Consider the following 22,685-nt stretch of genomic DNA (forward strand, 5'->3'; position numbering starts at 1 on the left):
ATGCCCAGACGCGCGCGTATTCTCGCTGGCGGCTACCCGGTTCACGTGATTCTGCGCGGGATCGACCGTGCGGCGATCTTTTTTGAGGACGAGGATCGGCGGTTTTTCCTTGACGCCTTGGGGATGGCGTCGCATGAGGCTTCGGTGGCGGTGCATGCCTATGTGCTGATGACCAATCACCTTCACCTGTTGATGACAGCCGAGCGGACCGAAGGGATACCAAAGCTGATGAAGCAGGTTGCACAAGGGTATGCACAGCGGATTAATCGCTGTTACCGCCGTACCGGAGGCTTGTTCGAGGGGCGCTACCGCTCCGCGCTGATCGAGGCGGATCGCTACCTGCTGGCGTGTTATCGCTACATTGAACTCAATCCGGTGCGGGCGTCGCTGGTGGTGGCGCCCGGCGATTATCCCTGGTCAAGCTATCGCGCCAATGCCTTGGGTAGCGCGGATCTGATCGTCCGCCCGCATGCGCGATACATGGAACTGGCTGACATCGAGAGCGAACGCCTGGCCGCCTATCGGCGGTTGTTTGAAGATGCACTCGGCACGGAGTTGCTAGAGTGCTTGCGCGAGGGCACCAACGGCGGCTTCGTGGTCGGTAGTCAGCAATTCGAGCGGCAGATCGCCGCCATGGTGGGGCGGCGAACCTGGAGGGGATCGCCGGGGCGACCGCGTAAAGAGAATGACATCAGCCAGCAGGGTGAGCTTCCCGTTTGAAAAGGTGGTCTGTCCCTGTTTTTACTCTCCTTCCTACCTCCGGAGAGAATAGGAAAGGGTCATCATGTTGAGCAGGCTTCCTGCGTTCATATCCCGTAATCACCGGCAACAGACTCTGCCATCGGTGGTCATACCATAATCAATGCGTCCTGAAAGTTATGGAGTTTTACAATGAGTGTAACCTATGAAGAGGTGCTGGAGCTGTTCCGGGAAACTGACCGGAAGTTTCAGGAAACCGACCGGAAGTTTCAGGAAACTGACCGAAAATATCAGGAAATGTCTCAGGAAACGGATCGGCGGATGAAGGAAACCGACCGGCGCATGAAAGAGCTGCAGGATTTGTTCGAGAGCCAGTGGGGCAAGCTGATGGAGTCCCTGGTCGAGGGTGATCTGGTGAATTTGCTCCAGGCGCGGGGTATTGCGATTTCCGACACCACCACGCGGCTGAAAGGTCAGTTACCCGACGGCGGGAATTATGAGTTCGACATCCTGGCACACGATGGTGAGGTGGTGGTGGTCGTGGAGGTGAAGACCACGCTGAGACCCGGGCATGTGCGCAAGTTTCTCGAACGGATGAATCATTTCAAAACCTGGTTGCCACGTTATGCCAAGAATCGCCTTTATGGTGCCGTGGCGTGGCTGAAGGCCGACGCGGGCGCGGACACCATGGCGGTCAGCCAGGGGCTGTTTAGCATCCGCGCGACCGGGGATTCAGCCCGGATCGTTAATCCGGAGGATTTTACTCCGCGTGATTGGTAGCACGGGGCAGCGCTGGTTGTCAGAACACCAGGGCCTAAGCAAGCCACCGGAGGTCTACGACATCAAGCTGCGGGAAGTCCCATCATGATCGTTCGCGATCCATTCATCCAGTGGTCCGAAGGCATCTACCAGTTCCTTGGGCAAATGTTAGCCCAACTCACTGATCGAAGAAGGGAAAACCCGGGACGAAAACCCGGGGCAGACCACGAAAACAATAAAGCTGTGAATGCTAGAATTTGACTCAGTCAGTTCACAACGGCACCAGATCAAGGAGCTGCAGTGTTGCAGTGCCGAGAACCAAGGCGCCAGCACTCTGGGTCGCAAGGCGATCTTCGACCTGAATTGTCGCTATCTGCTGAACAATGAGAGTGACCAATGTGGTGGCGCTCCAGACGTAACCGCGACTGGCGGAGTGCGCCGCTAGCGCCGAGGCCGGATCCATGACGTTAGAGAAAGCGTATCGCGGTAATCACCAGGCCAACGCCAGTGGCGATAAAGCTAACAAGCCACATAAAGTGCTTATCATGGCGCTCGTCAAAGAAAACCGGGACAGACCACGTTTTCTTGCTAGACTGTCGTCCTCTTGACCTGTTCAGTCCCTTTCTGCGAATGCCCAGACGCGCGCGTATTCTCGCCGGCGGCTACCCGGTTCACGTGATTCTGCGGGGGATCGACCGTGCGGCGATCTTTTTTGAGGACGAGGATCGGCGGTTTTTCCTTGACATCTTGGGGATGGCGTCGCAAGAGGCTTCGGTGGCGGTGCATGCCTATGTGCTGATGACCAATCATCTTCACCTGTTGATGACAGCCGAGCGGACCGAAGGGATACCGAAGGTGATGAAGCAGGTTGCACAAGGGTATGCTCAGCGGATTAATCGCTGTTACCGCCGGACCGGAGGCTTGTTCGAGGGGCGCTACCGCTCCGCGCTGATCGAGGCGGATCGCTACCTGCTGGCTTGTTATCGCTACATTGAACTCAATCCGGTGCGGGCGTCGCTGGTGGTGGCGCCCGGCGATTATCCCTGGTCAAGCTATCGCGCCAATGCCTTGGGTAGCGCGGATCCGATCGTCCGCCCGCATGCGCGATACATGGAACTGGCGGACATCGAGAGCGAACGCCTGGCCGCCTATCGGCGGTTGTTTGAAGATGCACTCAGCACGGAGTTGCTGGAGTGCTTGCGCGAGGGCACCAACGGCGGCTTCGTGGTCGGCAGTGAGCAATTCGAGCGGCAGATCGCCGCCATGGTGGGGCGGCGAACCTGGAGGGGATCGCCAGGGCGACCGCGTAAAGAGAATGACATCAGCCAGCAGGGTGAGCTTCCAGTTTGAAAAGGTGGTCCCGATATCAGCGTACTCGAATGGCTCAGTGATGCGAGAGCGACATCAATCCAAGGCCAGCTGCTCGAGGTTCACGCCGAGCGCTTCGGCAAGTTTAGTCAGTGTGGCTTGTCGTGTCTTGTGCTTGCCCGATTCGATCTGCGCCAACGCCGCCTGACTCACGCGAAAAACCGGAAAAACCGGAAAAACCGGGACAGACCACGTTTTCTTGCTAGACTATCGTCCTCTTGACCTGTTCAGTCACTTTCTGCCAATGCCCAGACGCGCGCGTATTCTCGCTGGCGGCTACCCGGTTCAAGTGATTCTGCGGGGGATCAACCGTGCGGCGATCTTTTTCGAGGACGAGGATCGGCGGTTTTCCCTTGACACCTTGGGGGTGGCGTCGCGAGTTTAAAAAGGTGCTCCACCCCTTTTTTCAGTCCCTTTTTTCACGCGCCTGTTTTCGCGGGGGTCCGCCCCCGTTTTCCCCAGGACTATCGCCAGCTAGACCAACCGATATTCGCTGCTTGTAGAAAACGCGCTTTGAAGTCACACTTCAATGTGAAACTTTCTGGCTCTCTTACGTTTGGTATGGGTAACCGATTTTTTACACAGCAGGTTAAGCCGAAAGGGTGGCACACGCTGCTGCATCAAAGGGACAAGCGGGCAGTCGGGTGAGCTTGCCGGCGATCAGGTAGGCGATGGTGATCAAATGCTTCACCGTGCCGTAGCCACGGGCTTTGGCTTTGGCGGCCTGGATCTGGCCATTGATGGCTTCGACACGACCGTTGGTCAGGCGCGAATCGAACGCGTTAAGCACGCCTTCCCAATGGTCCTTGATTGTCTGAGCGACCTTCTTCATCGGCTCAAGGCGGCAGCGACGCGCCCAACTGACCCAGGCTTTTAGCAAGGGTTCGGCTTCTTCACGGGAGGTCGCGGTGCGGAAAATCTCGCGCAGTGCCTCCTTGATTCGCCAGGCACGGTGGGTTTTGAGATTGAGCCGACGCAGGTCGGCAAACTGTCCGATCTGGCGGCGCGTCCAGTCGCTTTTGTCCTTCAGCCATAGGTAGCGCGAACGCTTCAGACCGGGTTCGGTTTTCACCTCCGCGCGACGCACCTCATCAACGGCTTTGTTGACCATTTGAATGACATGGAACTCATCGAAGGTGATGTCGGCCCAGGGCAAGTGTTCCGCGACGCCGGCCTGATAAGCTGTCGACATATCGATGCAGACCGAGCGGATGTTCTCGGCGCAGCCGCCATGGGCCTCAAGATCCTCGGCGAATTGATCGACCACCTCCGCCTTGCGCCCCTCGGTGGCGAACACCAGTCGCTCAGCCTCCATATCATGGAACAAGCTAATGTAGTGATGTCCGCGCCGCGCGGCGGTCTCATCGAGGCCGATGTCCTTGACGCTGGAGAAATCCTCCTGCGCACGGGCGGCATCGACATAGGACTCCAGCACGCGCCACACACGCATGTCGCTCACGCGCAGCAAGCGCGCGACCCCAGCCACCGGCATGGCCCGGCACAAGGTCACAATCAAGGCTTCCATCAGTTGGGTGAAGCTGGTGTTGGGCCGCGCCCAGGGCACGGGAATTTGCGTTGTCTTGCCGCACTGCGCGCAACGCACCCGCGGCACCTTCGCCTGCAGATACGCCTCGTATTGGAAGAAGTTCAGATGCCGCCATTCGCGCGCTTGGGTGTCATGAACCGGCTGATGCTCGGTGCCGCAATGCGGGCAGGGAAAGTGCGCCCCACGTTGATAGCCGAGCGCGAAGTCGATGCGTCCAGCCACTGGATCGAAGCGCACATCATCGACAAACCAGGGAGCAGACAAGCCCAGGGCAACAGAGAACAGCGACGTGGTTTCCATGATCAGGCCTCCGAGGCCTGTGGATATGTGGACGCGTCCTGCGGACCGGCCCGAGCCCTACGGGACGTGTGGACAACCCCAGTATCGCGCCGAGCAAGCATCGCCGAAAACCTGCAAGATCGGGGGGCGGCGCGCTCCCGGGGTTGCCCACACTCTCGGGCCTCGCGCCCACATACCCACAGGCCCTACAACTGGTTGAACATTAATTTTCTCGGAAAGATGCCGCTTCGCGGCCCGGCTTTCAAGCCAAAATCCATACCAGACGTAAGAGAGGCAACTTTCTGAGGATCGGCGATGCAAGCTACAACTAAAGACCTTCGTTTGCGTGCAGGCGAGCTGATCGCCGCCACCGAACGCGGTGAGAAAGTGATCATCACATTCCGCGGCAAGCCCCGAGCGATGCTGACTGCGCTTGAAGCGCCGACTGCGCGTCGGGCAGAGCGCAATCCCGCATTTGGTCTATGGGCCGACGCCAGCCATGCGACAAGCCTCAGCGTTGACGAAGAAGTCCGGGTGCTGCGCACACCTCGGAGTTTCGGCTAATGCTCATCGACACGGATGTCCTGATCTGGAACCTTCGCGGCAACGTAAGAGCCGCCGAACTGCTCGATAATGCAGGTGGATTTGTCTTGTCCGCAGTCAGCTATATGGAGCTGATTCAGGGCGTTCGCGATAAACCAGAGCTGGGGGTTTTACGCAGGTCCCTACAATACTGGGGCGCGAATGTACAACCGCTGGATCCGGAGATCTCTACCAGGGCGATCTTTTTGATGGAGACCTTCGCCCTCAGTCACGGTCTGCAAATGGCCGACGCACTGATTGGCGCCACCGCCATCTCAATTGGCGCCACGCTGGTCACCGCCAACGACAAGCATTACCGCATGGTCGACGGACTTGACATTGAGGTTTTCAGGCCATAACACCATAGCTGGGAGCGGAAAACCGGGACAGACCATGTTTTCTTGCTAGACTTTCGTCCTTTTGATCTGTTCAGTGCCTGTCTGTCAATGCCCAGACGCGCGCGTATTCTCGCCGGCGGCTACCCGGTTCACGTGATTCTGCGCGGGATCGACCGTGCGGCGATCTTTTTTGAGGACGAGGATCGGCGGTTTTTCCTTGACACCTTGGGGATGGCGTCGCAAGAGGCTTCGGTGGCGGTGCATGCCTATGTGCTGATGACCAATCACCTTCACCTGTTGATGACAGCCGAGCGGACCGAAGGGATACCGAAGGTAATGAAGCAGGTTGCACAAGGGTATGCACAGCGGATTAATCGCCGTTACCGCAGAACTGGAGGCTTGTTCGAGGGGCGCTACCGCTCCGCGCTGATCGAGGCGGATCGCTACCTGCTGGCTTGTTATCGCTACATTGAACTCAATCCGATGCGGGCGTCGCTGGTGGTGGCGCCCGGCGATTATCCCTGGTCAAGCTATCGCGCCAATGCCTTGGGTAGCGCGGATCCGATCGTCCGCCCGCATGCGCGATACATGGAACTGGCGGACATCGAGAGCGAACGCCTGGCCGCCTATCGGCGGTTGTTTGAAGATGCACTCAGCACGGAGTTGCTGGAGTGCTTGCGCGAGGGCACCAACGGCGGCTTCGTGGTCGGTAGTCAGCAATTCGAGCGGCAGATCGCCGCCATGGTGGGGCGGCGAACCTGGAGGGGATCGCCGGGGCGACCGCGTAAAGAGAGTGACATCAGCCAGCAGGGTGAGCTTCCCGTTTGAAAAGGTGGTCTGTCCCTGTTTTTACTCAACAGCCTCTGCCATGGCGGCAGCACGATCAATCACCAGATGTTCGATCACCAATAAGTCTTCAATCACCCCAAGCACTTGGTCTCTGGGCAGCTTGTACACGCCACGCAACACCCATTCCAGCTCTTGTAAAACGGTGACCGGCAAAAACAACGCCTGGCCAGATGTGAGCAGCGCCTGTGCAGCAGCCTGCTGGCATTGCGTTGCTTCGTCGGGCTCGGCCTCCTGAATGATGGCGCGCGCAAGAATATTGGTATCAAGCGCAATCATGAGGCCTTTGGATACGCTTCAGACTGCGCCAGCCGCGCCGCGACAACGGCAGCATCCATGTCTTCGATCACAACCGGTTTGCCGCGATGAATCGCCCGATTAAACAGCACGGTAGCCGGTTTCTTTCCCCCCTTACGCACGGGCGCAATTATAATCGACCCACCATCAGGCGCGAGCTGAACCTCCACCTGAGTTCCCGGGGTGAGCGCGAGCTGGCGACACAATGCAGACGGCAGCACCACCTGGCGTTTGGCAGAGAGGGTCATGGTTGACATGGGCTTTCTCCTTGGGAATACCTAGGTCACCAGCTTAGGGGCACTGGTTCAGTTCAGTTTTTAAAAACAATTTTTCCACCTGCCGAATCACGCTGGAAGCATTGCCCACATCAGTCAGGTGCCAGATAACGCCCAGGTGCCAAGAGGCCTTCCGCATCCAGCGCATTATGCAAGCGCGCATGAAAACGACGCGACTCCCCGCAGGCGGCACCTAGCCGCTCCATGCTGTCGACCCCCAACCGGTAGGGGAAGCAGCCGACCTCGCGCCCGGCTTGCAGCAGATCCCAATAGCAGGCTCGGCGGCGGCGACCGAGGCCTGTTGATCGCGGGCAAAAATCAATGGCACGGTGCTATCGAACACCCGCGCGCTGAGCGACGTGAGGGTGATCAATGGCTCAATGCCATGCTGGGGCGCAACGCGCCGGACCATCTCGACATAGGCGCGGACGGTGGTCGGGCGCATGGGCACCAGGGGGCGTACCAGCGCAGCCCGCAGCCATCGCGAGCTGGGTTGAGCGGCCCCTCCCCCATCCCTCGCGGATGGCGCCAGTAGCACAGCGGCAGCGCGGTTTCGTTCGGCCGACCGGCAACCAGCTCCAGTGAGCGACCCAGGGTGGCGGCCGTTTTGCCCAGACGCTGGCCGAAGGCGCCGGGCAACAGGCTCGCCAGACCGGCCAGGGTTTTGGCATTGCTCGGACTCAGGAACAGCAGCCGCGAGGCGATGCCCTTCAACGCCTGGCGAATCTCGCGCCGCGCGGCGGCAATCAAGCCCTTGCTGCCATAAAGGGTGCCAAAGCCGGTCCAGGGGAAGACATGATAGTCCCGGCCCATCTCCCGCAACACCTCGGGCGGAATCAGTCCGTGCGCGTCGAGCCGGTCGGCTGGAAAGGGCGCGGTCATGGCCAGCACCCGATGCTGATTCATCAGGTTGATGCCGCCGACCACACCCGGCAGGCGCTGCAAAATGGTGCGCACGCGCTCAACGGCTGTTTCCAGCAGGCTGTCGTCCTTGAGGCTGAACAGCAGGGCGCAGACGCCATCGGGCCGGCGCGCCAGCTGGATGCTCACCTGGGTGACGATGCCGAAGTTGCTCTGGGTGAAGAGCCCCGCCGAGTAGGGGCCGATGCCCCAGCGGAACAGTCGGGCGATGTCCTCGCCGCCGGCTTCGCGCAGCGCGCTGCGATAGCGGGTGCCGTCGGCCAGGATGGCTTCGAGGTCGGAGACGGCGCCGAAGTGGTCGGTCTCCGGGGTGATGCCATAGCCGCGCTCAAGCGCGTTGCCGAGCAGGCTGCAATGGGGCCCGGCGCCGGTGACCGGCACCAGGAAGGGGTGGCCGCCCTGGTCGAGAAAGTCCGCCAGCATGGCCTGGGTGACGCCGGGCTGGACGGTGACCACGCCAAGTTCGGCATCGAAGTGCAGAATGCGCTTGAGCCCGCTGAGATCCAGAATGACGCAGTCATCGCGCGCCGGCAGGGCGCCGCCGTAGCCCCAGTTGTTGCCGGTGCTAATGGGATAGAGCGGCTGGCGATGGCGGGCGGCGATGCGGACAATCTCGGAGATTTGTTCGGCATCGGTCGGCCTCAGCGCCCCGGCCAGGGTGCGCCGCACGCCGGTGGTATCGGCGCCATAGGCTTGCTGGGCTTGTGCGCCGTCGAGCACTTGGGCGTTACCGAGGAGGCTGCGCCAGTCGGTGAGCGCGGCGGGGGTGTTGGTGGCGTTGGGCATTGAGGTTCTTCCCGAGTTGTCAGGCTCATGTATATGGGTTTGGCTGCTGGGGTTTTTGATGATTTTAGTGAGTTGCTAGGGAGTTTACTGAATTGTTCTCGCTGATCCCACCTGCTGGCAGATTTTCCCCTCCTACCTCCAGAGAGAATAGGAAAGGGCCATCATGTTGAGCAGGCTTCCTGCGTTCATATCCCGTAATCACCGGCAACAGACTCTGCCATCGGTGGTCATACCATAATCAATGCGTCCTGAAAGTTATGGAGTTTTACAATGAGTGTAACCTATGAAGAGGTGCTGGAGCTGTTCCGGGAAACTGACCGGAAGTTTCAGGAAACCGACCGGAAGTTTCAGGAAACTGACCGGAAATATCAGGAAATGTCTCAGGAAACGGATCGGCGGATGAAGGAAACCGACCGGCGCATGAAAGAGCTGCAGGATTTGTTCGAGAGCCAGTGGGGCAAGCTGATGGAGTCCCTGGTCGAGGGTGATCTGGTGAATTTGCTCCAGGCGCGGGGTATTGCGATTTCCGACACCACCACGCGGCTGAAAGGTCAGTTACCCGACGGCGGGAATTATGAGTTCGACATCCTGGCACACGATGGTGAGGTGGTGGTGGTCGTGGAGGTGAAGACCACGCTGAGACCCGGGCATGTGCGCAAGTTTCTCGAACGGATGAATCATTTCAAAACCTGGTTGCCACGTTATGCCAAGAATCGCCTTTATGGTGCCGTGGCGTGGCTGAAGGCCGACGCGGGCGCGGACACCATGGCGGTCAGCCAGGGGCTGTTTAGCATCCGCGCGACCGGGGATTCAGCCCGGATCGTTAATCCGGAGGATTTTACTCCGCGTGATTGGTAGCACGGGGCAGCGCTGGTTGTCAGAACACCAGGGCCTAAGCAAGCCACCGGAGGTCTACGACATCAAGCTGCGGGAAGTCCCATCATGATCGTTCGCGATCCATTCATCCAGTGGTCCGAAGGCATCTACCAGTTCCTTGGGCAAATGTTAGCCCAACTCACTGATCGAAGAAGGGAAAACCCGGGACGAAAACCCGGGGCAGACCACGAAAACAATAAAGCTGTGAATGCTAGAATTTGACTCAGTCAGTTCACAACGGCACCAGATCAAGGAGCTGCAGTGTTGCAGTGCCGAGAACCAAGGCGCCAGCACTCTGGGTCGCAAGGCGATCTTCGACCTGAATTGTCGCTATCTGCTGAACAATGAGAGTGACCAATGTGGTGGCGCTCCAGACTTAACCGCGACTGGCGGAGTGCGCCGCTAGCGCCGAGGCCGGATCCATGACGTTAGAGAAAGCGTATCGCGGTAATCACCAGGCCAACGCCAGTGGCGATAAAGCTAACAAGCCACATAAAGTGCTTATCATGGCGCTCGCGCATCTCGTCGAAATGTTTGTCGACTTGCTCGAAGCGCTTGTCGATTTGTTCCAAACGCCTGTCGACTTGCTCAAAGCCTGGCGCATCAGCTCCCGTTGGTGCTTGAGCTCTTCCTCGACGCGCACCATGCGCTCGCGCAGTTCGATTTCTTAGACCACCGGCGGTTTGCCAAGGCTTTGCTCGGCGATCCATTCACTGATGTGGTCCTTGACGTATTCCCCGATTTGTTGAAGGTCTTCCTGCGCGAGAGCCATGATGGTGTCTCCTTGTTGCTCGCGGCGCGAAGCCACTACCCTGGTTGTCCTACACCGATTCCGATGAAAAACGAGAAGCAAACTTCGAGGCCATGGAGAAGCGCTTTGATGATCTGTTAGCCTAAGACGGCGGGATATGCCGTGCCAGGTCCGTGCTGTCGTGAAGGATAGGCAGCACTTCAATCTGTTGATCGACTTCATGCGCGCGATGGAGGATGAAGTGCCGGCCTTTGCGGCGGTTGCGCGCTATATGCAAGGTCGAAATCTTTGGTCCCAGCTCCGAGCGAGCGATACTACCCAGGACGCCCGGTCCCTCGATCAGTACTTTCAAGGCCGCGAGCAGCGTACTGTCGTAAACGCGCGCCTGCTGTTTACCGAAGTGCTCGGTCATCCAGCGCAAAATGGCAAAGAATTCGCTCTCGGCCGGTTCCGAGAGACGCACACGCCAGCAGCTCATCATGCGCCGTTGATGGCAACATCAGCCAGAGTCGCGAGATGCGCATCCAGTGCCTCAGCAGTAGCGAAGTCCGTGTAGCGCCCAGCCTCGATATCCGCGATGCCCACCGCCACTGCCTCGCGCAAGGCCGCGAGTTTGGCCGCCTGCTCCGCCTCGCGGGTCTGCACCAGGCGCAAGCCCTCACGCAGGACTTCGCTGGCGTTTTGGTACTGGCCGCTGGCGACCATCTGTTCGACGAACTTGGCTTGAACATCGGTCAGCACGACATTGCGAGTGGGCATCGCATGATTCCTAAGGCTGCATGGCTGGCGGATTCTGCCAACAAGCCTTGAATGACGCAAACTACCTCAAGGGCCTTGATCATTATCCGGGTCACCTGAACTTGCCGCTTGCGTAGACAGGCCATTCTCGCCTGTCACAATCGGGGCTGCTTTGGCGGGATGCGCTTCGCTTTCGGGAACCGGGAACCGGGAGGGCTGGTGCATAAGCACCGGAAGCGGTGCATTTAAACCGTCTGCACCCAAACCTTATGGCTAGGTCTAAAGGGGTCAGACGCCCATCGGCCTTTCCAGCCTTAGTAAAGTGCAGCCCAGACTTGGAGTCCGGGGGGGGCGGCGGTGTTGGTATTATCTTTGCTCGAATTCCTTTCAATACTGAGACCAAGCGTGAGCCGATTGCAAGCCGATGGGCGCGCGCATCCTGGCTCATCCTGGCGCATCCTGGACAGTGCGCCCAAGTTTGAGTGGCTTGGATTGTTGAAACCCATTGGCAACTGAAATCCATTGGCAGTGGAACCGATGGGGCCACAGGAGCGGAACCGATGCAGAGTAGAGCGCAAGCGAGCGGCGATAGCAGCGATCAACTGGGGTCGGCCGCTCGCAACCGGCCAAACGACCAATGGTCGGGTGGCGCGAGTGAGCGCGGCGGATGTCAGAGGATAGGTCATCTCGCCGATCTCGAATGCCAATCACTGGTCGCCGAGCAGGCGCGGGAACTGGCCCACCGGTTGCGCAGTCCGCTTGGGGCCATTGACCTGGTGTGCGAGAGCCTGGTGCTGGAACATCCGGATTCCGAGATCGCAGAACGTGTGCAAGTTGCCTTGCGCGCCACCGCCAAGCTAAAGCATGCACTGGATGACACCCTAGGTTCCGTGGTGCCGCGCTGGCCTGTGCCGCGTCCGCTAGATCTGAACCTTGTCTGTACGCGCCTGGCGGCCGCCGAAGGACTCGAATGCGAACGACCGGAGAACCATCAGGAAAACCGTCGGAAACATGACCGGGAGCCAGATCGGGAGCCAGATCGGGAGCCAGACCGGGAGCCAAGCCGGCAGCCAAGCCGAGAGGATCAAGGCGGGCCGGGCGGTCCGGTGTGGATTGCCGCTGCGGCGTCCGATTGCGAACTGGCGCTGTGCCAGGCGCTGACCCTGGCGCGGCTCGGCAGTGGCAACGGGCAGGTGCGCCTGTCTCTGGTCGAGACCGCCAAGGAGGTGGAACTGTCGTTCACCCCCAAACAACCGCTCGATTCCCTCGACCGCTACTTGGATGTCGAACTGCCAGCGCAGGGACTTGCTCCACTGCGCCTGAAACGGCTGCGCCGCTTCGCTGCCGAGCAGGGGGGAGGGCTGGAGATCGAGCCAACCCGGCTGCTGCTGCGCCTGCGCGTGGTGTCACCAGATGTTCAATCATCCAACTCAAGAAACCAACAGCAGGAGGCTAATATGCCAGACCGTCAAGCGATCATAGACCAACCAATGACTTCAGAGACAAAAGCCGCGGCACCGACTGTGGAGCGGATCGGTGCGAACGCAAGAGTAAAAAACACTATTCCTAAGCTTCCGCTGCACTGAAACAGATCCATCTCCGCCGATCATTCGCGGCGGGCGTGGAACTAGCCTTGGGCGAGCGCTTGAATCACACAGGAGAGGAATACCATGACCATGAAACGCAAACTCGGCATCGGCGCGGCGACTGTCGCTGCCCTTATTCTCTGTTTCCTGTGGCTGCGCTGGGGGCCGAGTTCCTGGGAGGTGCAGATTACCGGCGTGACTGGCGACGGGCGCGAGGTGCAGTACCGCATTGAAACCGTCAAGGCCGGTACCTCGGATACCCTGATTTTCAAGAATGCCGACGCCGGCTTTGCGCCGCCGTATTTCAAATTCAACTCCGCAAGTCTGCAATCCATCGCCAGTCGCGTGACACGCGAATGCCCGCGGGAAGCGGTCACCGTTAACGGCTATGGTTTTCGTATTCCCTGGCTCGACATGTTCCCGAATGCCGTTTCCATCGACGCGCCCGAACGCTGTCGCAAAGCACCGACGAAAGACGAGGCCGCGCGTGTCTCGACCTAAATGGCCAACCCACTGCTAATTCTCGAAGACAAACGCTTGCTCGCCGATGAGCTGGCGCGTCACTTCGCCCGTCAGGGCTGGGAGACACGCACCGCCGGCACGCTCGCCGAGGCGCGCGACGTTCTGGTCGGCCGCGGTTTCGAGCCGCTGGTCATCCTCGCCGACATGAGCCTGCCCGATGGCTACGCGCTCGATCTGGTCGAGGACATGCGCGGGCAGGGTGTGCCGGGCGAATGGATTCTGCTCACCGGCTATGGCGGGGTGACCGACACAGTGCGCGCCCTGCGCCTGGGCGCCTATGACTTTTTGGAAAAACCCTGTCCGCTTGATCGCCTGACGGTGGTGCTCGGCGGAGCCAAACGCGCTGCCGGCGATATCCTCAAACGATTAGCCGACTAGTCGGGCGCGACCTAAGATGCGTCCTACTCATCATTGGATACATCACCCAAGCAAAGCCGCAATCATCACGATGCGAGGAAAAACATATGGACAAGAACACAACCACCTCACCTGGCCAGTGTCCCGTGTTGCACGGCGCCAACACAACAGCCGCCAGCAGCAACATGGCCTGGTGGCCCAAGGCACTGAATCTCGATATTTTGCATCAGCATGATCGCAAGACCGATCCTCTGGGCGCGGCGTTCGACTATCGCGCCGCCGTCCAGCAGCTCGATGCCGAGGCGCTCAAGCGCGACCTGCATGCGCTCATGACCGACAGTCAGGACTGGTGGCCGGCCGACTGGGGCCACTACGGCGGCCTGATGATTCGCATGGCCTGGCACGCCGCCGGGTCCTATCGCATCGCCGACGGGCGTGGCGGCGCTGGCACCGGCAACCAGCGCTTCGCGCCCATCAACAGCTGGCCGGATAACGCCAATCTCGACAAGGCACGCCGGCTGCTGTGGCCGATCAAAAAGAAATACGGCAACCAGATTAGTTGGGCGGATTTGATCATTCTCGCCGGCACTGTCGCCTATGAGTCCATGGGGCTGAAGACCTTCGGCTTCGCCTTCGGCCGCGAGGATATCTGGCATCCCGAGAAAGACACCTATTGGGGCTCCGAGAAAGAATGGCTCGCGCCCAGCGACAGCGAGGGCAGCCGCTACGCTGGCGAGCGGGACCTGGAAAACCCCCTGGCCGCCGTGATGATGGGGCTGATTTACGTTAACCCGGAAGGCGTCGATGGCAAGCCCGATCCGCTCAAGACCGCCGTCGATGTGCGCGAGACCTTCGCGCGCATGGCGATGGACGATGAGGAGACCGTGGCCCTGACCGCCGGCGGCCACACGGTCGGCAAATGCCATGGCAACGGCGACGCGGCTCTGCTCGGCCCCGAGCCCGAGGCGGCGCCCTTGGAGGATCAAGGGTTTGGTTGGGTCAATAAAACCAAGCGCGGCATTGGTCGCGATACCGTCACCAGCGGCATCGAGGGCGCCTGGACCACCCACCCGACGCAGTGGGACAACGGCTATTTCGCCATGCTGCTCAACCACGAGTGGGAGCTGAAACAGAGCCCCGCCGGCGCCTGGCAGTGGGAACCGGTCGACATCAAGGACGAAAACAAACCCTTGGATGTCGAGGATCCCTCGATTCGCTGCAACCCCATCATGACCGATGCGGACATGGCGATGAAAATGGACCCGGTGTATCGCCAGATCGCCGAGCGCTTCCACCAGGATCCCGCCTACCTCTCCGAGGTGTTCGCGCGTGCCTGGTTCAAGCTCACCCATCGCGACATGGGTCCGAAAGCGCGCTACCTCGGCCCCTGGGCGCCCAGCGAAGACCTGATTTGGCAGGATCCCATCCCGGCGGGACGCACCGACTACGATGTCGATGCCGTCAAGGCCAGCATTGCCGCCAGCGGCTTGAGCATCGCCGAGATGGTCGCCACCGCCTGGGACAGCGCCCGTACCTTCCGCGGCTCGGACATGCGTGGCGGGGCCAATGGCGCGCGCATCCGCCTGGCACCACAGAAAGACTGGGAGGGCAACGAACCCGCGCGTCTGGCCAAGGTGTTGGGCCTGCTCGAACCCATCACCGCCGCGTCCGGCGCCAGCCTGGCCGATGTGATCGTGCTGGCCGGCAATCTCGGGATCGAACAGGCCGCCCAAGCAGCAGGTTTCTCGATCAGCCTGCCCTTCGCGCCCGGGCGCGGCGATGCCAGCGACGACATGACAGATGCAGACTCCTTCGCGCCGCTCGAACCCATCCACGACGGTTATCGCAACTGGCTGAAAAAAGACTATGCCGTCAGTGCAGAGGAGCTGCTGCTCGATCGCACTCAGCTCATGGGACTAACCGCTCCCGAGATGACTGTGCTGATCGGTGGCCTGCGGGTGCTGGGCGCCAATCATGGCGGTAGCCAGCATGGCGTTTTCACTGATCGGGAGGGCACCCTGACCAACGACTTCTTTGTCAATCTCACCGACATGGCCTACCGCTGGGAGCCGGTGGCGAACAACCTCTACGAGATCCGCGAGCGCAAGAGCGATCAGGTCAAGTGGACGGCGACCCGGGTCGATCTGGTGTTCGGCTCCAACGCCATCCTGCGCGCCTACGCGGAGGTCTATGCCCAGGATGACAATCGCGAGAAGTTCGTGCGCGACTTTGTCGCCGCCTGGACCAAAGTCATGAACGCGGATCGTTTTGATCTGGCATAAATCAGGGCACCGCGCTCGGTGCGCATCAGGTTATCCGAAATGCTTGAACACTTGCCCGAACAGCCGCGCGCGGCGCAGGCCGCGCGTCTGGCGGCCCTGGTCGATGGCGAGGCCTATTTCGCCGCCGTGCGCGCTTCCATCCTGCGCGCGCGCCGGCGGATCATCATCGCCGCCTGGGATCTGCACAGCCGCATTCTGTTACAGCGCGGCGGCGCCGATGACGGCCATCCGCGCGAGCTCGGCGCGTTGCTGATTCATCAGCTTGCGCGTGAGCCTGATCTGCAAGTCTTCATCCTGCTGTGGGACTATGCCCCCATCTACGCCCTGGAGCGCGAACCGCTGTTCTTTGGTCACGATCCCTGGGAAGGGCATCCGCGCCTGTATTTTCGCAAGGACTCCGCCCATCCTCTGGCAGCCAGCCAACATCAGAAACTGGTCGCTGTCGATGGTCGCATCGCCTATAACGGCGGCTTCGATCTCGGGCAATGGCGCTGGGATACCCCGGCGCACCGGGCCGAGGAGCCGCATCGACGCGATCCCAAGGGCGCGCCCTATCCGCCCTTTCATGATGTGCAATTGCTGGTCGATGGGGACGCGGCCGAGGCGCTCGAGCAGCTCTTGATCACACGCTGGCAACGTGCCGGGGCAGGTTCCGGCTTGGCCGAGGCCTGCGCGACCGGACCAGCGACGGCGGACCCCTGGCCACCTGGTGTCGAGCCACTGCTGCGCGACATTCCGGTGACCATCGCCTGTACTTTCCCAGCCCATGGGGATATGCCCGAAGTGCGCGAGGTCGAGCGGCTCTATCGCACCCAGATCGCCGCCGCGCGACGCTTTTTGTACATTGAAAACCAATATCTGACCGCGCGTGTGCCGGTGGCCGACCTGTGCCGCTCGCTGCGGCGGTCGGATGGGCCTGAGATTGTGATCCTGCTGCCCAAGCAGACCGGCAGTTGGCTGCAACAGCGCACCATGGATGTGATACGCGCCCGCCGGCTGGCGAGTCTGCGCCGGGCTGATCGCCATGGGCGGCTCAAGGTTTACTGCCCGGAAGTGCCCGGCCTGGTCGAGGGCACGCCCATGGTGCACGCCAAGCTGTTGATAGCCGATGATCGGATCCTGCGCGTTGGCTCGGCTAATCTGAGTGACCGCTCCATGGGTCTGGACAGTGAATGCGATCTCAGCGTCAAGGCGCGTGATGCCGCCGAGCAGAGCGCCATCGCCGCCTTGCGCCATCGGCTGCTGGCGCCCTGGCTAGGACTCACACCGGCCGAGGTGGAGCGGCAGGAGGCCGCCATGTGGGAGCAGGACCGGAAACAGGACGGGGAGCAGGGTAGGGGACTGATCGCTACGATCGAACAGCTGCGCGCGCGCCTCACTGATGGCTCCGCCCCGCATCTGGTCGCGCTTGATGGCCGCGTCGATCCTGACTGGCAGCGTCAAATGCCCGATGAGCGCCTGGTCGATCCCGACCGACCGCTCGATCCGGCGCGGGTCACCAGCCTGATCGCCGAGGATCCCGAGGCCACGCCGGTGCGCCGCCGGCTGACGGCGGCGCTCGGCATCCTGGCGCTGTTTCTGACGCTGGCCGCGCTCTGGCGCTGGACACCGCTCGGCAGCTGGTTGAACCCTCGGACGCTGGCCACGGCGACCGCGAGCATGCAAGGCACCCTCTGGGGGCCGCCCCTGGCCACCCTGGGGTTTGCTCTCGCCAGCCTGCTCGCGGTGCCGGTGACCCTGTTGATTCTGGCCAGTGCGCTTTTGTTCGATCCGCTCACCGGCATGCTGGTGTCCCTGACCGGCGCGACCCTGTCGGCGGCGACCGGGCGTGAACTCGGCGCCTGGCTCGGGCGTGGTCTGCTCGAACGCCTGGCCGGGCCTTCGGTGTCGCGCATCGCGCACCGTCTGGGCCAGCGTGGGCTGCTGACTATCCTCACGGTGCGCATTGTGCCTGTCGCGCCTTTCGCGGTGCTCAATCTGGTGGCCGGTGTGCTGCCGCTGCGCTGGCGCGATTATCTGCTCGGCACCCTGATCGGCATGCTGCCCGGCATCCTGGCCTTGACGGTCTTTGCCGAGGGGCTGATCGCCGTGCTGGGTCGCGCCGATCCGCGTGCCCTGGCTCTGCTGCTGGTCGGGGTGCTGGCGCTTGGCGGCTTGTTCTGGGTGGGGCGGCGTGTGCTGGCCAGCGCCAGTGAGAATGAGAAAGAAAAGGGGGACTAACCGCGGCGTGCTCTCGGTGGCAAGCTACAATATTCATCGCGGCCTGGGGGCGGACGGTCGTCGCGACTGGGAGCGGATACTCCAGGTGATCGCCGCCATGGATGCCGATGTGCTGGCCCTGCAAGAGGTCGAAACACCGGCCGAACCGGCGCCCTCGGCCGACACCCTGGCGCTGCTGCCGCGCCTGACCGCGCTTGGCTATGAACTGCTGTTTGATCCCACGTTGCGCAATGGAGATGCCGACTATGGCAACCTGCTGCTCAGCCGTTGGCCGGTCGTTGCGCGCGAGCGGCAGGATCTGAGCGTGCCAGGGCGCGAGCCGCGCGGGCTGATCGAGGCGGAACTCCATGCGGGCGTGCGAACCTTGTGGGTGATGGCGACCCATCTGGGCCTGGGGATGCGCGAGCGGCGGCTCCAGGTGGCCCAACTCGCCCGGCGCATCGATCATTGGCAGTCGCTGAACCCGCGCCCGCCGCTGGTGCTGCTCGGCGATCTTAATCATTGGGTTCCCTTCGCGCCGGGTCTCAAGCCCCTGCGCATGCGTCTGTCAGCCGTGCCCGCGCGGGCGAGCTATCCGGCCCGCTGGCCGTTGCTGGCGTTGGATCGGATCTTCTACGCCGGCGGTTTGCAGTTGCGGGCCTGGGGCGTCGAGCGCGGTCCAGTGAGTAGCCAGGCCTCGGACCATCGCCCGCTGTGGGCGCGTTTTGCTTGATCCGCTTGACCGAGTTCTGGACCGTCATCATCATCGGTGACGTCGGTCTGGCGATCTTTGTTGACATGGGTCTTCACAGCTGCGGCAGTGACTGCGAGCAACACATCTTATCGGTTAGGTTCGTGGTCCAGGTGGGCTGGGTTTTCTGCGATATACTTCGGCCATACCGGTCCGCTTCCTTGGGATCATCCGCAGGCAGAACGTGAGCCAGATCGAGTGAGGCGATGAGTGAGAGCCAGGCACAATTCATCGATGTTGATCAGCTCCGGGTCGGCATGTATGTCTTTCTTGATCTCGGCTGGATGGCCCATCCGTTTTCGGTCAATAACTTCAAGATCAGCTCGGACAGCCAGATCGATACCATTCGCGGTCTGGGGCTGAAGCAACTGCGTTGGTCACCGGAGCGCAGTGACCTCCCCGAACCACCCGCGACCGAGGCGCCCGCGCGCGCGCCCCAGACCAAGGTCGATGCGGCCGAACAGCGCTTGCTGGTCCAGCATGCAAGTCTGGCGCGCTGCGATCGGGAGTTCAATCAAGCCTCGCGCGCCTATCGGGAGATTCTCGCGCAGGTCAAGACCGACCCGCTGGCGGCGCGGGCGCAAACCGACGCCATGGTGGGCGGCGTGGTTGACAGTCTGCTCGATCAAGGCGAGTCCATGATTCGCCTGCTGTCTGAAAATGCCGGCGAAGCCTCCTCCCTGCACGCGGTCAATGTGACAGTGATTTCCTTGTTGCTTGGCCAGAGCCTTGGCTTGGATGCCGATGCGCTCAAGCGGCTGGGGGTGGGGGCGCTATTGCATGACATTGGCAAAATGGAATTGCCCTCGCGCATTCGCTGGGGGCAGCATGAGCTGTCGTCGGCCGAACGTGGTCTGCTGCGGCAGCATGTTGAATTTGGCACCGAGATGGCCGCCGCCATGCAATTGGACGGGGAGGTTCGAACCATTATCGCGCAGCATCACGAATATGCCGACGGGAGTGGCTATCCTGGACGCCTGCGCGGCGAGGCGCAGTCAGTCGGGGCGCGCATCGTGGCGCTGGTCAACCATTACGACAGTCTGTGCAACCCGCCCAATCCGGGGGCAGCGGCCACGCCGCATCGGGCGCTGGCCTTGATGTACGCGCAATCCAGAGAAAAGTTTGATGCGGGCATTCTCGGGGCCTTTATCCGCATGATGGGCGTTTATCCTCCCGGGTCCGTGGTGCAGCTAACCGATAGCCGCTATGCCCTAGTGGTGTCAGTCAATGCCGCGCGACCGCTAAAACCAAGGTTATTGATTCACGAGCCGCGGGTGCCGGCGCGGCACGCCCCTGTGATTGACTTGGAACAACACGACGACCTGGGCATTCGCGCCAGCATCAAACCTGTGCAGCTCCCGCGAGCGGTATTCGACTATCTCTCGCCGCGCCAACGCATGTGCTATTTCTTTGAGCGCGCGCGGCAACTCGAGCAGCGGGCTGGCGGCTGATGGGACCGCCACATCATTCGCGGGACGATGCCATGGCCCCCAACCCCCTTGGCTGTGCTGATGCAGCTGATTGCATTGAGCTGTGGCAGGGTGCCATCGAGGGTTTGATTGAGGGTGTGCTGGTCGTTGAGCCCAGGGCACTGCGTATTGTCGCGGCAAACCGGGTCGCGGCGGAACTGCACGGTAGGGAGGTGCGGCAGCTGATTGGCCAGCGGGTGATCGATCTGGCGGACGTTCCCGAAGATCTCATTTTCTGGGAAGAAGTCGCCGCTGGCCGCGCCCAGGACTTGCACTCCGAGACCATGGTCCGCCGCCCGGATGGTACCCTTGTAAACGTGCAACGACGAATTAGCCAGGTTCGTTGCCGTCATCACATCACCTACTATTTTGTTGGGTTCTGTGATCAGAGCGACCGTCAGGCGGCTGAAACAGAGTTGGAAAAGTTGGTCGCGGAGTTGCGCGCCACGCTCGAATCCACCGCCGATGGCATTCTGGTGGCGGACCTTGAGGGTGGTATTCGCGGTTTTAATCAACGTTTCGCTGAGTTGTGGGCTCTGCCAGAGAGCTTGTTGACCGAGCGCAACGATGCGTCCGTGCATGCCTGGATGGCGGATCAGGTGCTAGACGCCGATGCCTATGCCGGGCGCCTCGCCGCCATCCTCGGCGATCCCCTGCGCGAGGCAACGGATATTATTGGCCTGAGCATCGGGCGGGTGTTGGAGCGCGTCACCTTGCCGCAGTTCGCTCGCGGCAATCCCATTGGTAGGGTGTATTCTTTTCGCGATATTACACAGCGTCTTGCGGACGAAAAGCGGCTAAAGCTGGCATCTCGTGTCTTTGATGCCAGTCTCGATGCCATCATGATCACTGGTCCTGATTTTCGCGTGCAAGCGGCTAATCCTGCCTGTGAGCGTCTGACAGGCTTTGCAGCGGCTGAACTTTCTGGCCACCCCTTGGAGCGCTTGCAGCCGCTGATTGGTGAGCTCGCCTTGAACTTGGAATTGGACCGCGCCTTCGAGCGCGATGGATTCTGGCAGGGCGAGACCGAGCAACGCACAAAAGACGGTCGCGCTATTCCCTGCCTGGTTTCTCTGGTGCGAGTTGCTGGCAGCGATGGCGAGCCGGCGAACTATGTCGGTTTTACCAAAGACCTGTCGGAAACCGTGGCTGCCCGCCAGCGCATTGAACAACTCGCCTATACGGATGCGCTAACCGGGCTACCCAACCGGGCGCAACTGAGCGAGCGCATCGAGTTTGCTATCAGTCTTGCCCGGCGCGAGCGCTCCCACTTTGCCGTGCTCTTCATTGACCTCGACCGTTTCAAACAGATCAACGACTCGCTTGGCCATGTCTTCGGCGATCAAGTGCTGATTGAAGTGGCGCGGCGCATTACCTGCACTCTGCGTCGGGTCGATACCACCGCGCGTCTCGGTGGAGACGAGTTCGTCCTGCTGCTGCACCAAAGCGATGGCGCGGGTGCCGAGACAATCGCGCGGCGGTTGCTCGAGGCCATGTCGCGGCCTTTTGAAATCAAAGATATGAAGTTTTCCCTGGGGTGCAGTATCGGGGTGGCTATCTACCCGGAGGACGGCGAGACCCTGGACGATTTGATCAAGAACGCCGACAGCGCCATGTACCACGTCAAGGAGCGCGGGCGCGGCGATTTTCGTTTCTATCGGCGACAGATGAATTTCGATCTGTTGACGCGCGTGAAGACCGAGCATGCCCTGCGCGAGGCGCTCGATCATCAGCGGATTCACCTGGCCTATCAGCCGCAACTCGATCTGCGCAGCGGTCAGCTCATCGGCGCCGAGGCGCTGCTGCGTTGGACCGATCCGACCATGGGCGCGGTCTCACCCGCTCAGTTCATCCCCATAGCTGAAGAGACGGGCTTTATTATTCCTCTCGGTGCCTGGGTGCTGCGCGAGGTCTTGCGGCAGGGCGAGGCGTGGAACGCGCGCGGTATGCGTCTGACGCTGTCGATCAATGTCTCCGCCGTGCAATTTCACCATGCCGGTTTTGTTGACTCCCTGGTGGCGCTTCTTGGCGCCAGCACCCTGCCGCCCGGGCAGATTGAACTCGAGCTGACCGAGTCGATTCTCATTCAGCACGTCGATGACACCTTGGTGCGACTCAAGGCGCTGGCGGATCTGGGCGTCAAGCTCGCGATTGACGACTTCGGGACGGGGTATTCGAGCCTGGGGTATCTCAAACGCTTTCCCCTCCATAAACTCAAAATCGATCAATCCTTTGTGCGCGATATCCCCGATGATGACAGCGACGCGGCCATTGCCACCGCGGTGATCAATCTGGCGCACTCATTGAATTTGCGCGTCATCGCCGAAGGTGTCGAGAACGAGCGTCAGCGCCAATTCCTGTTGGACGCCGGGTGCGATGAATATCAAGGCTATTTATGCTCCCCGGCCGTTGCGCCAGAGGCGTTTGTGTCGTTGTGCGAGCGCCTGCTTTGATCCTC

General features: G+C 61.0%; 25 protein-coding genes. 18 read left to right on the top strand and 7 right to left on the bottom strand.

Annotated features, from left to right (window positions below; genetic code table 11):
• The 4 genes from Thiowin_RS05120 (at nucleotide 1) to Thiowin_RS05135 (ending at nucleotide 2,808) form a co-directional block, all read left to right on the top strand.
• Nucleotides 1–720, top strand: coding sequence for a transposase (locus Thiowin_RS05120; RefSeq protein ID WP_328986662.1), 720 nt, complete (start codon nucleotides 1–3; stop codon nucleotides 718–720).
• A gap of 171 nt (nucleotides 721–891) precedes the next feature.
• On the top strand, nucleotides 892–1,479 hold the full coding sequence (locus Thiowin_RS05125; RefSeq protein WP_328986663.1) for a hypothetical protein: 588 nt from the start codon (nucleotides 892–894) through the stop codon (nucleotides 1,477–1,479).
• Nucleotides 1,480–1,705: 226 nt separating this feature from the next.
• A complete protein-coding gene (locus Thiowin_RS05130; RefSeq protein ID WP_328986664.1) occupies nucleotides 1,706–1,903 on the top strand; it encodes a hypothetical protein in 198 nt (65 codons plus the stop codon).
• Nucleotides 1,904–2,088: 185 nt separating this feature from the next.
• On the top strand, nucleotides 2,089–2,808 hold the full coding sequence (locus Thiowin_RS05135) for a transposase (RefSeq protein ID WP_328986666.1): 720 nt from the start codon (nucleotides 2,089–2,091) through the stop codon (nucleotides 2,806–2,808).
• Nucleotides 2,809–2,862: 54 nt separating this feature from the next.
• Here the strand turns inward: Thiowin_RS05135 and Thiowin_RS05140 are convergent, their stop codons facing one another.
• Nucleotides 2,863–2,979 carry a helix-turn-helix domain-containing protein gene (locus Thiowin_RS05140; protein WP_328986667.1) on the bottom strand — a complete coding sequence of 39 codons (117 nt, stop codon included), beginning with the start codon at nucleotides 2,977–2,979 and terminating at the stop codon, nucleotides 2,863–2,865.
• Nucleotides 2,980–3,415: 436 nt separating this feature from the next.
• On the bottom strand, nucleotides 3,416–4,672 hold the full coding sequence (locus Thiowin_RS05145; protein ID WP_328985128.1) for an ISL3 family transposase: 1,257 nt from the start codon (nucleotides 4,670–4,672) through the stop codon (nucleotides 3,416–3,418).
• A 294-nt stretch (nucleotides 4,673–4,966) separates the two neighbouring features.
• On the opposite strand from Thiowin_RS05145, the gene Thiowin_RS05150 reads away from it, so the two are divergent.
• The 3 genes from Thiowin_RS05150 (at nucleotide 4,967) to Thiowin_RS05160 (ending at nucleotide 6,399) form a co-directional block, all read left to right on the top strand.
• On the top strand, nucleotides 4,967–5,215 hold the full coding sequence (locus tag Thiowin_RS05150; RefSeq protein WP_328986668.1) for a type II toxin-antitoxin system Phd/YefM family antitoxin: 249 nt from the start codon (nucleotides 4,967–4,969) through the stop codon (nucleotides 5,213–5,215).
• On the top strand, nucleotides 5,215–5,592 hold the full coding sequence (locus Thiowin_RS05155) for a type II toxin-antitoxin system VapC family toxin (RefSeq protein ID WP_328986669.1): 378 nt from the start codon (nucleotides 5,215–5,217) through the stop codon (nucleotides 5,590–5,592). Before Thiowin_RS05150 ends, Thiowin_RS05155 begins: the two co-directional genes overlap by 1 nt.
• Before the next feature lie 87 nt (nucleotides 5,593–5,679).
• On the top strand, nucleotides 5,680–6,399 hold the full coding sequence (locus Thiowin_RS05160; protein WP_328986670.1) for a transposase: 720 nt from the start codon (nucleotides 5,680–5,682) through the stop codon (nucleotides 6,397–6,399).
• Between the two features lie 21 nt (nucleotides 6,400–6,420).
• Here the strand turns inward: Thiowin_RS05160 and Thiowin_RS05165 are convergent, their stop codons facing one another.
• The 3 genes from Thiowin_RS05165 to Thiowin_RS05175 all read right to left on the bottom strand — a co-directional run bounded on the left by Thiowin_RS05165 (nucleotide 6,421) and on the right by Thiowin_RS05175 (nucleotide 8,696).
• Nucleotides 6,421–6,696, bottom strand: coding sequence for a PIN domain-containing protein (locus tag Thiowin_RS05165; protein ID WP_328986671.1), 276 nt, complete (start codon nucleotides 6,694–6,696; stop codon nucleotides 6,421–6,423).
• The gene (locus tag Thiowin_RS05170; RefSeq protein ID WP_328986672.1) at nucleotides 6,693–6,971 is read right to left on the bottom strand and encodes an AbrB/MazE/SpoVT family DNA-binding domain-containing protein; all 279 of its coding nucleotides are present in this window, start codon (nucleotides 6,969–6,971) and stop codon (nucleotides 6,693–6,695) included. The genes Thiowin_RS05165 and Thiowin_RS05170 overlap by 4 nt, the downstream gene beginning before the upstream one ends.
• 387 nt (nucleotides 6,972–7,358) lie before the next feature.
• On the bottom strand, nucleotides 7,359–8,696 hold the full coding sequence (locus Thiowin_RS05175; RefSeq protein WP_328986673.1) for an FAD-binding oxidoreductase: 1,338 nt from the start codon (nucleotides 8,694–8,696) through the stop codon (nucleotides 7,359–7,361).
• A gap of 270 nt (nucleotides 8,697–8,966) precedes the next feature.
• Between Thiowin_RS05175 and Thiowin_RS05180 the strand changes: the two genes are divergently transcribed.
• The 3 genes from Thiowin_RS05180 to Thiowin_RS25195 all read left to right on the top strand — a co-directional run bounded on the left by Thiowin_RS05180 (nucleotide 8,967) and on the right by Thiowin_RS25195 (nucleotide 10,243).
• A complete protein-coding gene (locus Thiowin_RS05180) occupies nucleotides 8,967–9,554 on the top strand; it encodes a hypothetical protein (protein WP_328986663.1) in 588 nt (195 codons plus the stop codon).
• A 226-nt stretch (nucleotides 9,555–9,780) separates the two neighbouring features.
• Complete coding sequence (locus Thiowin_RS05185; protein WP_328986674.1) at nucleotides 9,781–9,978, top strand: hypothetical protein; 198 nt, start codon at nucleotides 9,781–9,783, stop codon at nucleotides 9,976–9,978.
• Nucleotides 9,979–9,994: 16 nt separating this feature from the next.
• Complete coding sequence (locus Thiowin_RS25195) at nucleotides 9,995–10,243, top strand: hypothetical protein (protein WP_408034167.1); 249 nt, start codon at nucleotides 9,995–9,997, stop codon at nucleotides 10,241–10,243.
• Between the two features lie 222 nt (nucleotides 10,244–10,465).
• On the opposite strand, the gene Thiowin_RS05195 is transcribed toward Thiowin_RS25195, so the two are convergent.
• Nucleotides 10,466–10,804: a type II toxin-antitoxin system RelE/ParE family toxin gene (locus Thiowin_RS05195; protein WP_328986675.1), complete on the bottom strand. Its 339-nt coding sequence runs from the start codon at nucleotides 10,802–10,804 to the stop codon at nucleotides 10,466–10,468.
• A complete protein-coding gene (locus Thiowin_RS05200) occupies nucleotides 10,801–11,082 on the bottom strand; it encodes a type II toxin-antitoxin system ParD family antitoxin (RefSeq protein ID WP_328986676.1) in 282 nt (93 codons plus the stop codon). Before Thiowin_RS05200 ends, Thiowin_RS05195 begins: the two co-directional genes overlap by 4 nt.
• Nucleotides 11,083–11,621: 539 nt before the next feature.
• On the opposite strand from Thiowin_RS05200, the gene Thiowin_RS05205 reads away from it, so the two are divergent.
• The 8 genes from Thiowin_RS05205 to Thiowin_RS05240 all read left to right on the top strand — a co-directional run bounded on the left by Thiowin_RS05205 (nucleotide 11,622) and on the right by Thiowin_RS05240 (nucleotide 22,680).
• Complete coding sequence (locus tag Thiowin_RS05205; RefSeq protein WP_328986677.1) at nucleotides 11,622–12,647, top strand: ATP-binding protein; 1,026 nt, start codon at nucleotides 11,622–11,624, stop codon at nucleotides 12,645–12,647.
• 84 nt (nucleotides 12,648–12,731) lie between these two features.
• Nucleotides 12,732–13,148, top strand: a complete 417-nt coding sequence (locus tag Thiowin_RS05210; protein ID WP_328986678.1) for a DUF1523 family protein — start codon at nucleotides 12,732–12,734, stop codon at nucleotides 13,146–13,148.
• Nucleotides 13,149–13,547 carry a response regulator gene (locus Thiowin_RS05215; RefSeq protein WP_328986679.1) on the top strand — a complete coding sequence of 133 codons (399 nt, stop codon included), beginning with the start codon at nucleotides 13,149–13,151 and terminating at the stop codon, nucleotides 13,545–13,547.
• Between the two features lie 86 nt (nucleotides 13,548–13,633).
• Complete coding sequence (gene katG, locus Thiowin_RS05220) at nucleotides 13,634–15,808, top strand: catalase/peroxidase HPI (protein WP_328986680.1); 2,175 nt, start codon at nucleotides 13,634–13,636, stop codon at nucleotides 15,806–15,808.
• A gap of 39 nt (nucleotides 15,809–15,847) precedes the next feature.
• Nucleotides 15,848–18,028 (top strand): VTT domain-containing protein, encoded by a 2,181-nt coding sequence (locus tag Thiowin_RS05225; RefSeq protein ID WP_328986681.1) that lies wholly within the window; start codon nucleotides 15,848–15,850, stop codon nucleotides 18,026–18,028.
• The gene (locus Thiowin_RS05230; protein ID WP_328986682.1) at nucleotides 18,006–18,740 is read left to right on the top strand and encodes an endonuclease/exonuclease/phosphatase family protein; all 735 of its coding nucleotides are present in this window, start codon (nucleotides 18,006–18,008) and stop codon (nucleotides 18,738–18,740) included. The genes Thiowin_RS05225 and Thiowin_RS05230 overlap by 23 nt, the downstream gene beginning before the upstream one ends.
• 224 nt (nucleotides 18,741–18,964) lie before the next feature.
• On the top strand, nucleotides 18,965–20,209 hold the full coding sequence (locus Thiowin_RS05235) for an HD-GYP domain-containing protein (protein WP_328986683.1): 1,245 nt from the start codon (nucleotides 18,965–18,967) through the stop codon (nucleotides 20,207–20,209).
• A gap of 32 nt (nucleotides 20,210–20,241) precedes the next feature.
• On the top strand, nucleotides 20,242–22,680 hold the full coding sequence (locus Thiowin_RS05240) for a sensor domain-containing protein (RefSeq protein WP_328986684.1): 2,439 nt from the start codon (nucleotides 20,242–20,244) through the stop codon (nucleotides 22,678–22,680).
• Nucleotides 22,681–22,685: the final 5 nt, after the last annotated feature.

This window comes from Thiorhodovibrio winogradskyi (genome assembly GCF_036208045.1).
GTDB lineage: Bacteria > Pseudomonadota > Gammaproteobacteria > Chromatiales > Chromatiaceae > Thiorhodovibrio > Thiorhodovibrio winogradskyi.

Coding starts and splice junctions, on each gene's coding strand:
- Thiowin_RS05120 (WP_328986662.1), top strand. CDS start 1: ATGCCCAGACGCGCGCGTATTCTCGCTGGCGGCTACCCGGTTCACGTG.
- Thiowin_RS05125 (WP_328986663.1), top strand. CDS start 892: ATGAGTGTAACCTATGAAGAGGTGCTGGAGCTGTTCCGGGAAACTGAC.
- Thiowin_RS05130 (WP_328986664.1), top strand. CDS start 1,706: ATGCTAGAATTTGACTCAGTCAGTTCACAACGGCACCAGATCAAGGAG.
- Thiowin_RS05135 (WP_328986666.1), top strand. CDS start 2,089: ATGCCCAGACGCGCGCGTATTCTCGCCGGCGGCTACCCGGTTCACGTG.
- Thiowin_RS05145 (WP_328985128.1), bottom strand. CDS start 4,672: ATGGAAACCACGTCGCTGTTCTCTGTTGCCCTGGGCTTGTCTGCTCCC.
- Thiowin_RS05150 (WP_328986668.1), top strand. CDS start 4,967: ATGCAAGCTACAACTAAAGACCTTCGTTTGCGTGCAGGCGAGCTGATC.
- Thiowin_RS05155 (WP_328986669.1), top strand. CDS start 5,215: ATGCTCATCGACACGGATGTCCTGATCTGGAACCTTCGCGGCAACGTA.
- Thiowin_RS05160 (WP_328986670.1), top strand. CDS start 5,680: ATGCCCAGACGCGCGCGTATTCTCGCCGGCGGCTACCCGGTTCACGTG.
- Thiowin_RS05165 (WP_328986671.1), bottom strand. CDS start 6,696: ATGATTGCGCTTGATACCAATATTCTTGCGCGCGCCATCATTCAGGAG.
- Thiowin_RS05170 (WP_328986672.1), bottom strand. CDS start 6,971: ATGTCAACCATGACCCTCTCTGCCAAACGCCAGGTGGTGCTGCCGTCT.
- Thiowin_RS05175 (WP_328986673.1), bottom strand. CDS start 8,696: ATGCCCAACGCCACCAACACCCCCGCCGCGCTCACCGACTGGCGCAGC.
- Thiowin_RS05180 (WP_328986663.1), top strand. CDS start 8,967: ATGAGTGTAACCTATGAAGAGGTGCTGGAGCTGTTCCGGGAAACTGAC.
- Thiowin_RS05185 (WP_328986674.1), top strand. CDS start 9,781: ATGCTAGAATTTGACTCAGTCAGTTCACAACGGCACCAGATCAAGGAG.
- Thiowin_RS25195 (WP_408034167.1), top strand. CDS start 9,995: ATGACGTTAGAGAAAGCGTATCGCGGTAATCACCAGGCCAACGCCAGT.
- Thiowin_RS05195 (WP_328986675.1), bottom strand. CDS start 10,804: ATGATGAGCTGCTGGCGTGTGCGTCTCTCGGAACCGGCCGAGAGCGAA.
- Thiowin_RS05200 (WP_328986676.1), bottom strand. CDS start 11,082: ATGCCCACTCGCAATGTCGTGCTGACCGATGTTCAAGCCAAGTTCGTC.
- Thiowin_RS05205 (WP_328986677.1), top strand. CDS start 11,622: ATGCAGAGTAGAGCGCAAGCGAGCGGCGATAGCAGCGATCAACTGGGG.
- Thiowin_RS05210 (WP_328986678.1), top strand. CDS start 12,732: ATGACCATGAAACGCAAACTCGGCATCGGCGCGGCGACTGTCGCTGCC.
- Thiowin_RS05215 (WP_328986679.1), top strand. CDS start 13,149: ATGGCCAACCCACTGCTAATTCTCGAAGACAAACGCTTGCTCGCCGAT.
- katG (WP_328986680.1), top strand. CDS start 13,634: ATGGACAAGAACACAACCACCTCACCTGGCCAGTGTCCCGTGTTGCAC.
- Thiowin_RS05225 (WP_328986681.1), top strand. CDS start 15,848: ATGCTTGAACACTTGCCCGAACAGCCGCGCGCGGCGCAGGCCGCGCGT.
- Thiowin_RS05230 (WP_328986682.1), top strand. CDS start 18,006: ATGAGAAAGAAAAGGGGGACTAACCGCGGCGTGCTCTCGGTGGCAAGC.
- Thiowin_RS05235 (WP_328986683.1), top strand. CDS start 18,965: ATGAGTGAGAGCCAGGCACAATTCATCGATGTTGATCAGCTCCGGGTC.
- Thiowin_RS05240 (WP_328986684.1), top strand. CDS start 20,242: ATGGCCCCCAACCCCCTTGGCTGTGCTGATGCAGCTGATTGCATTGAG.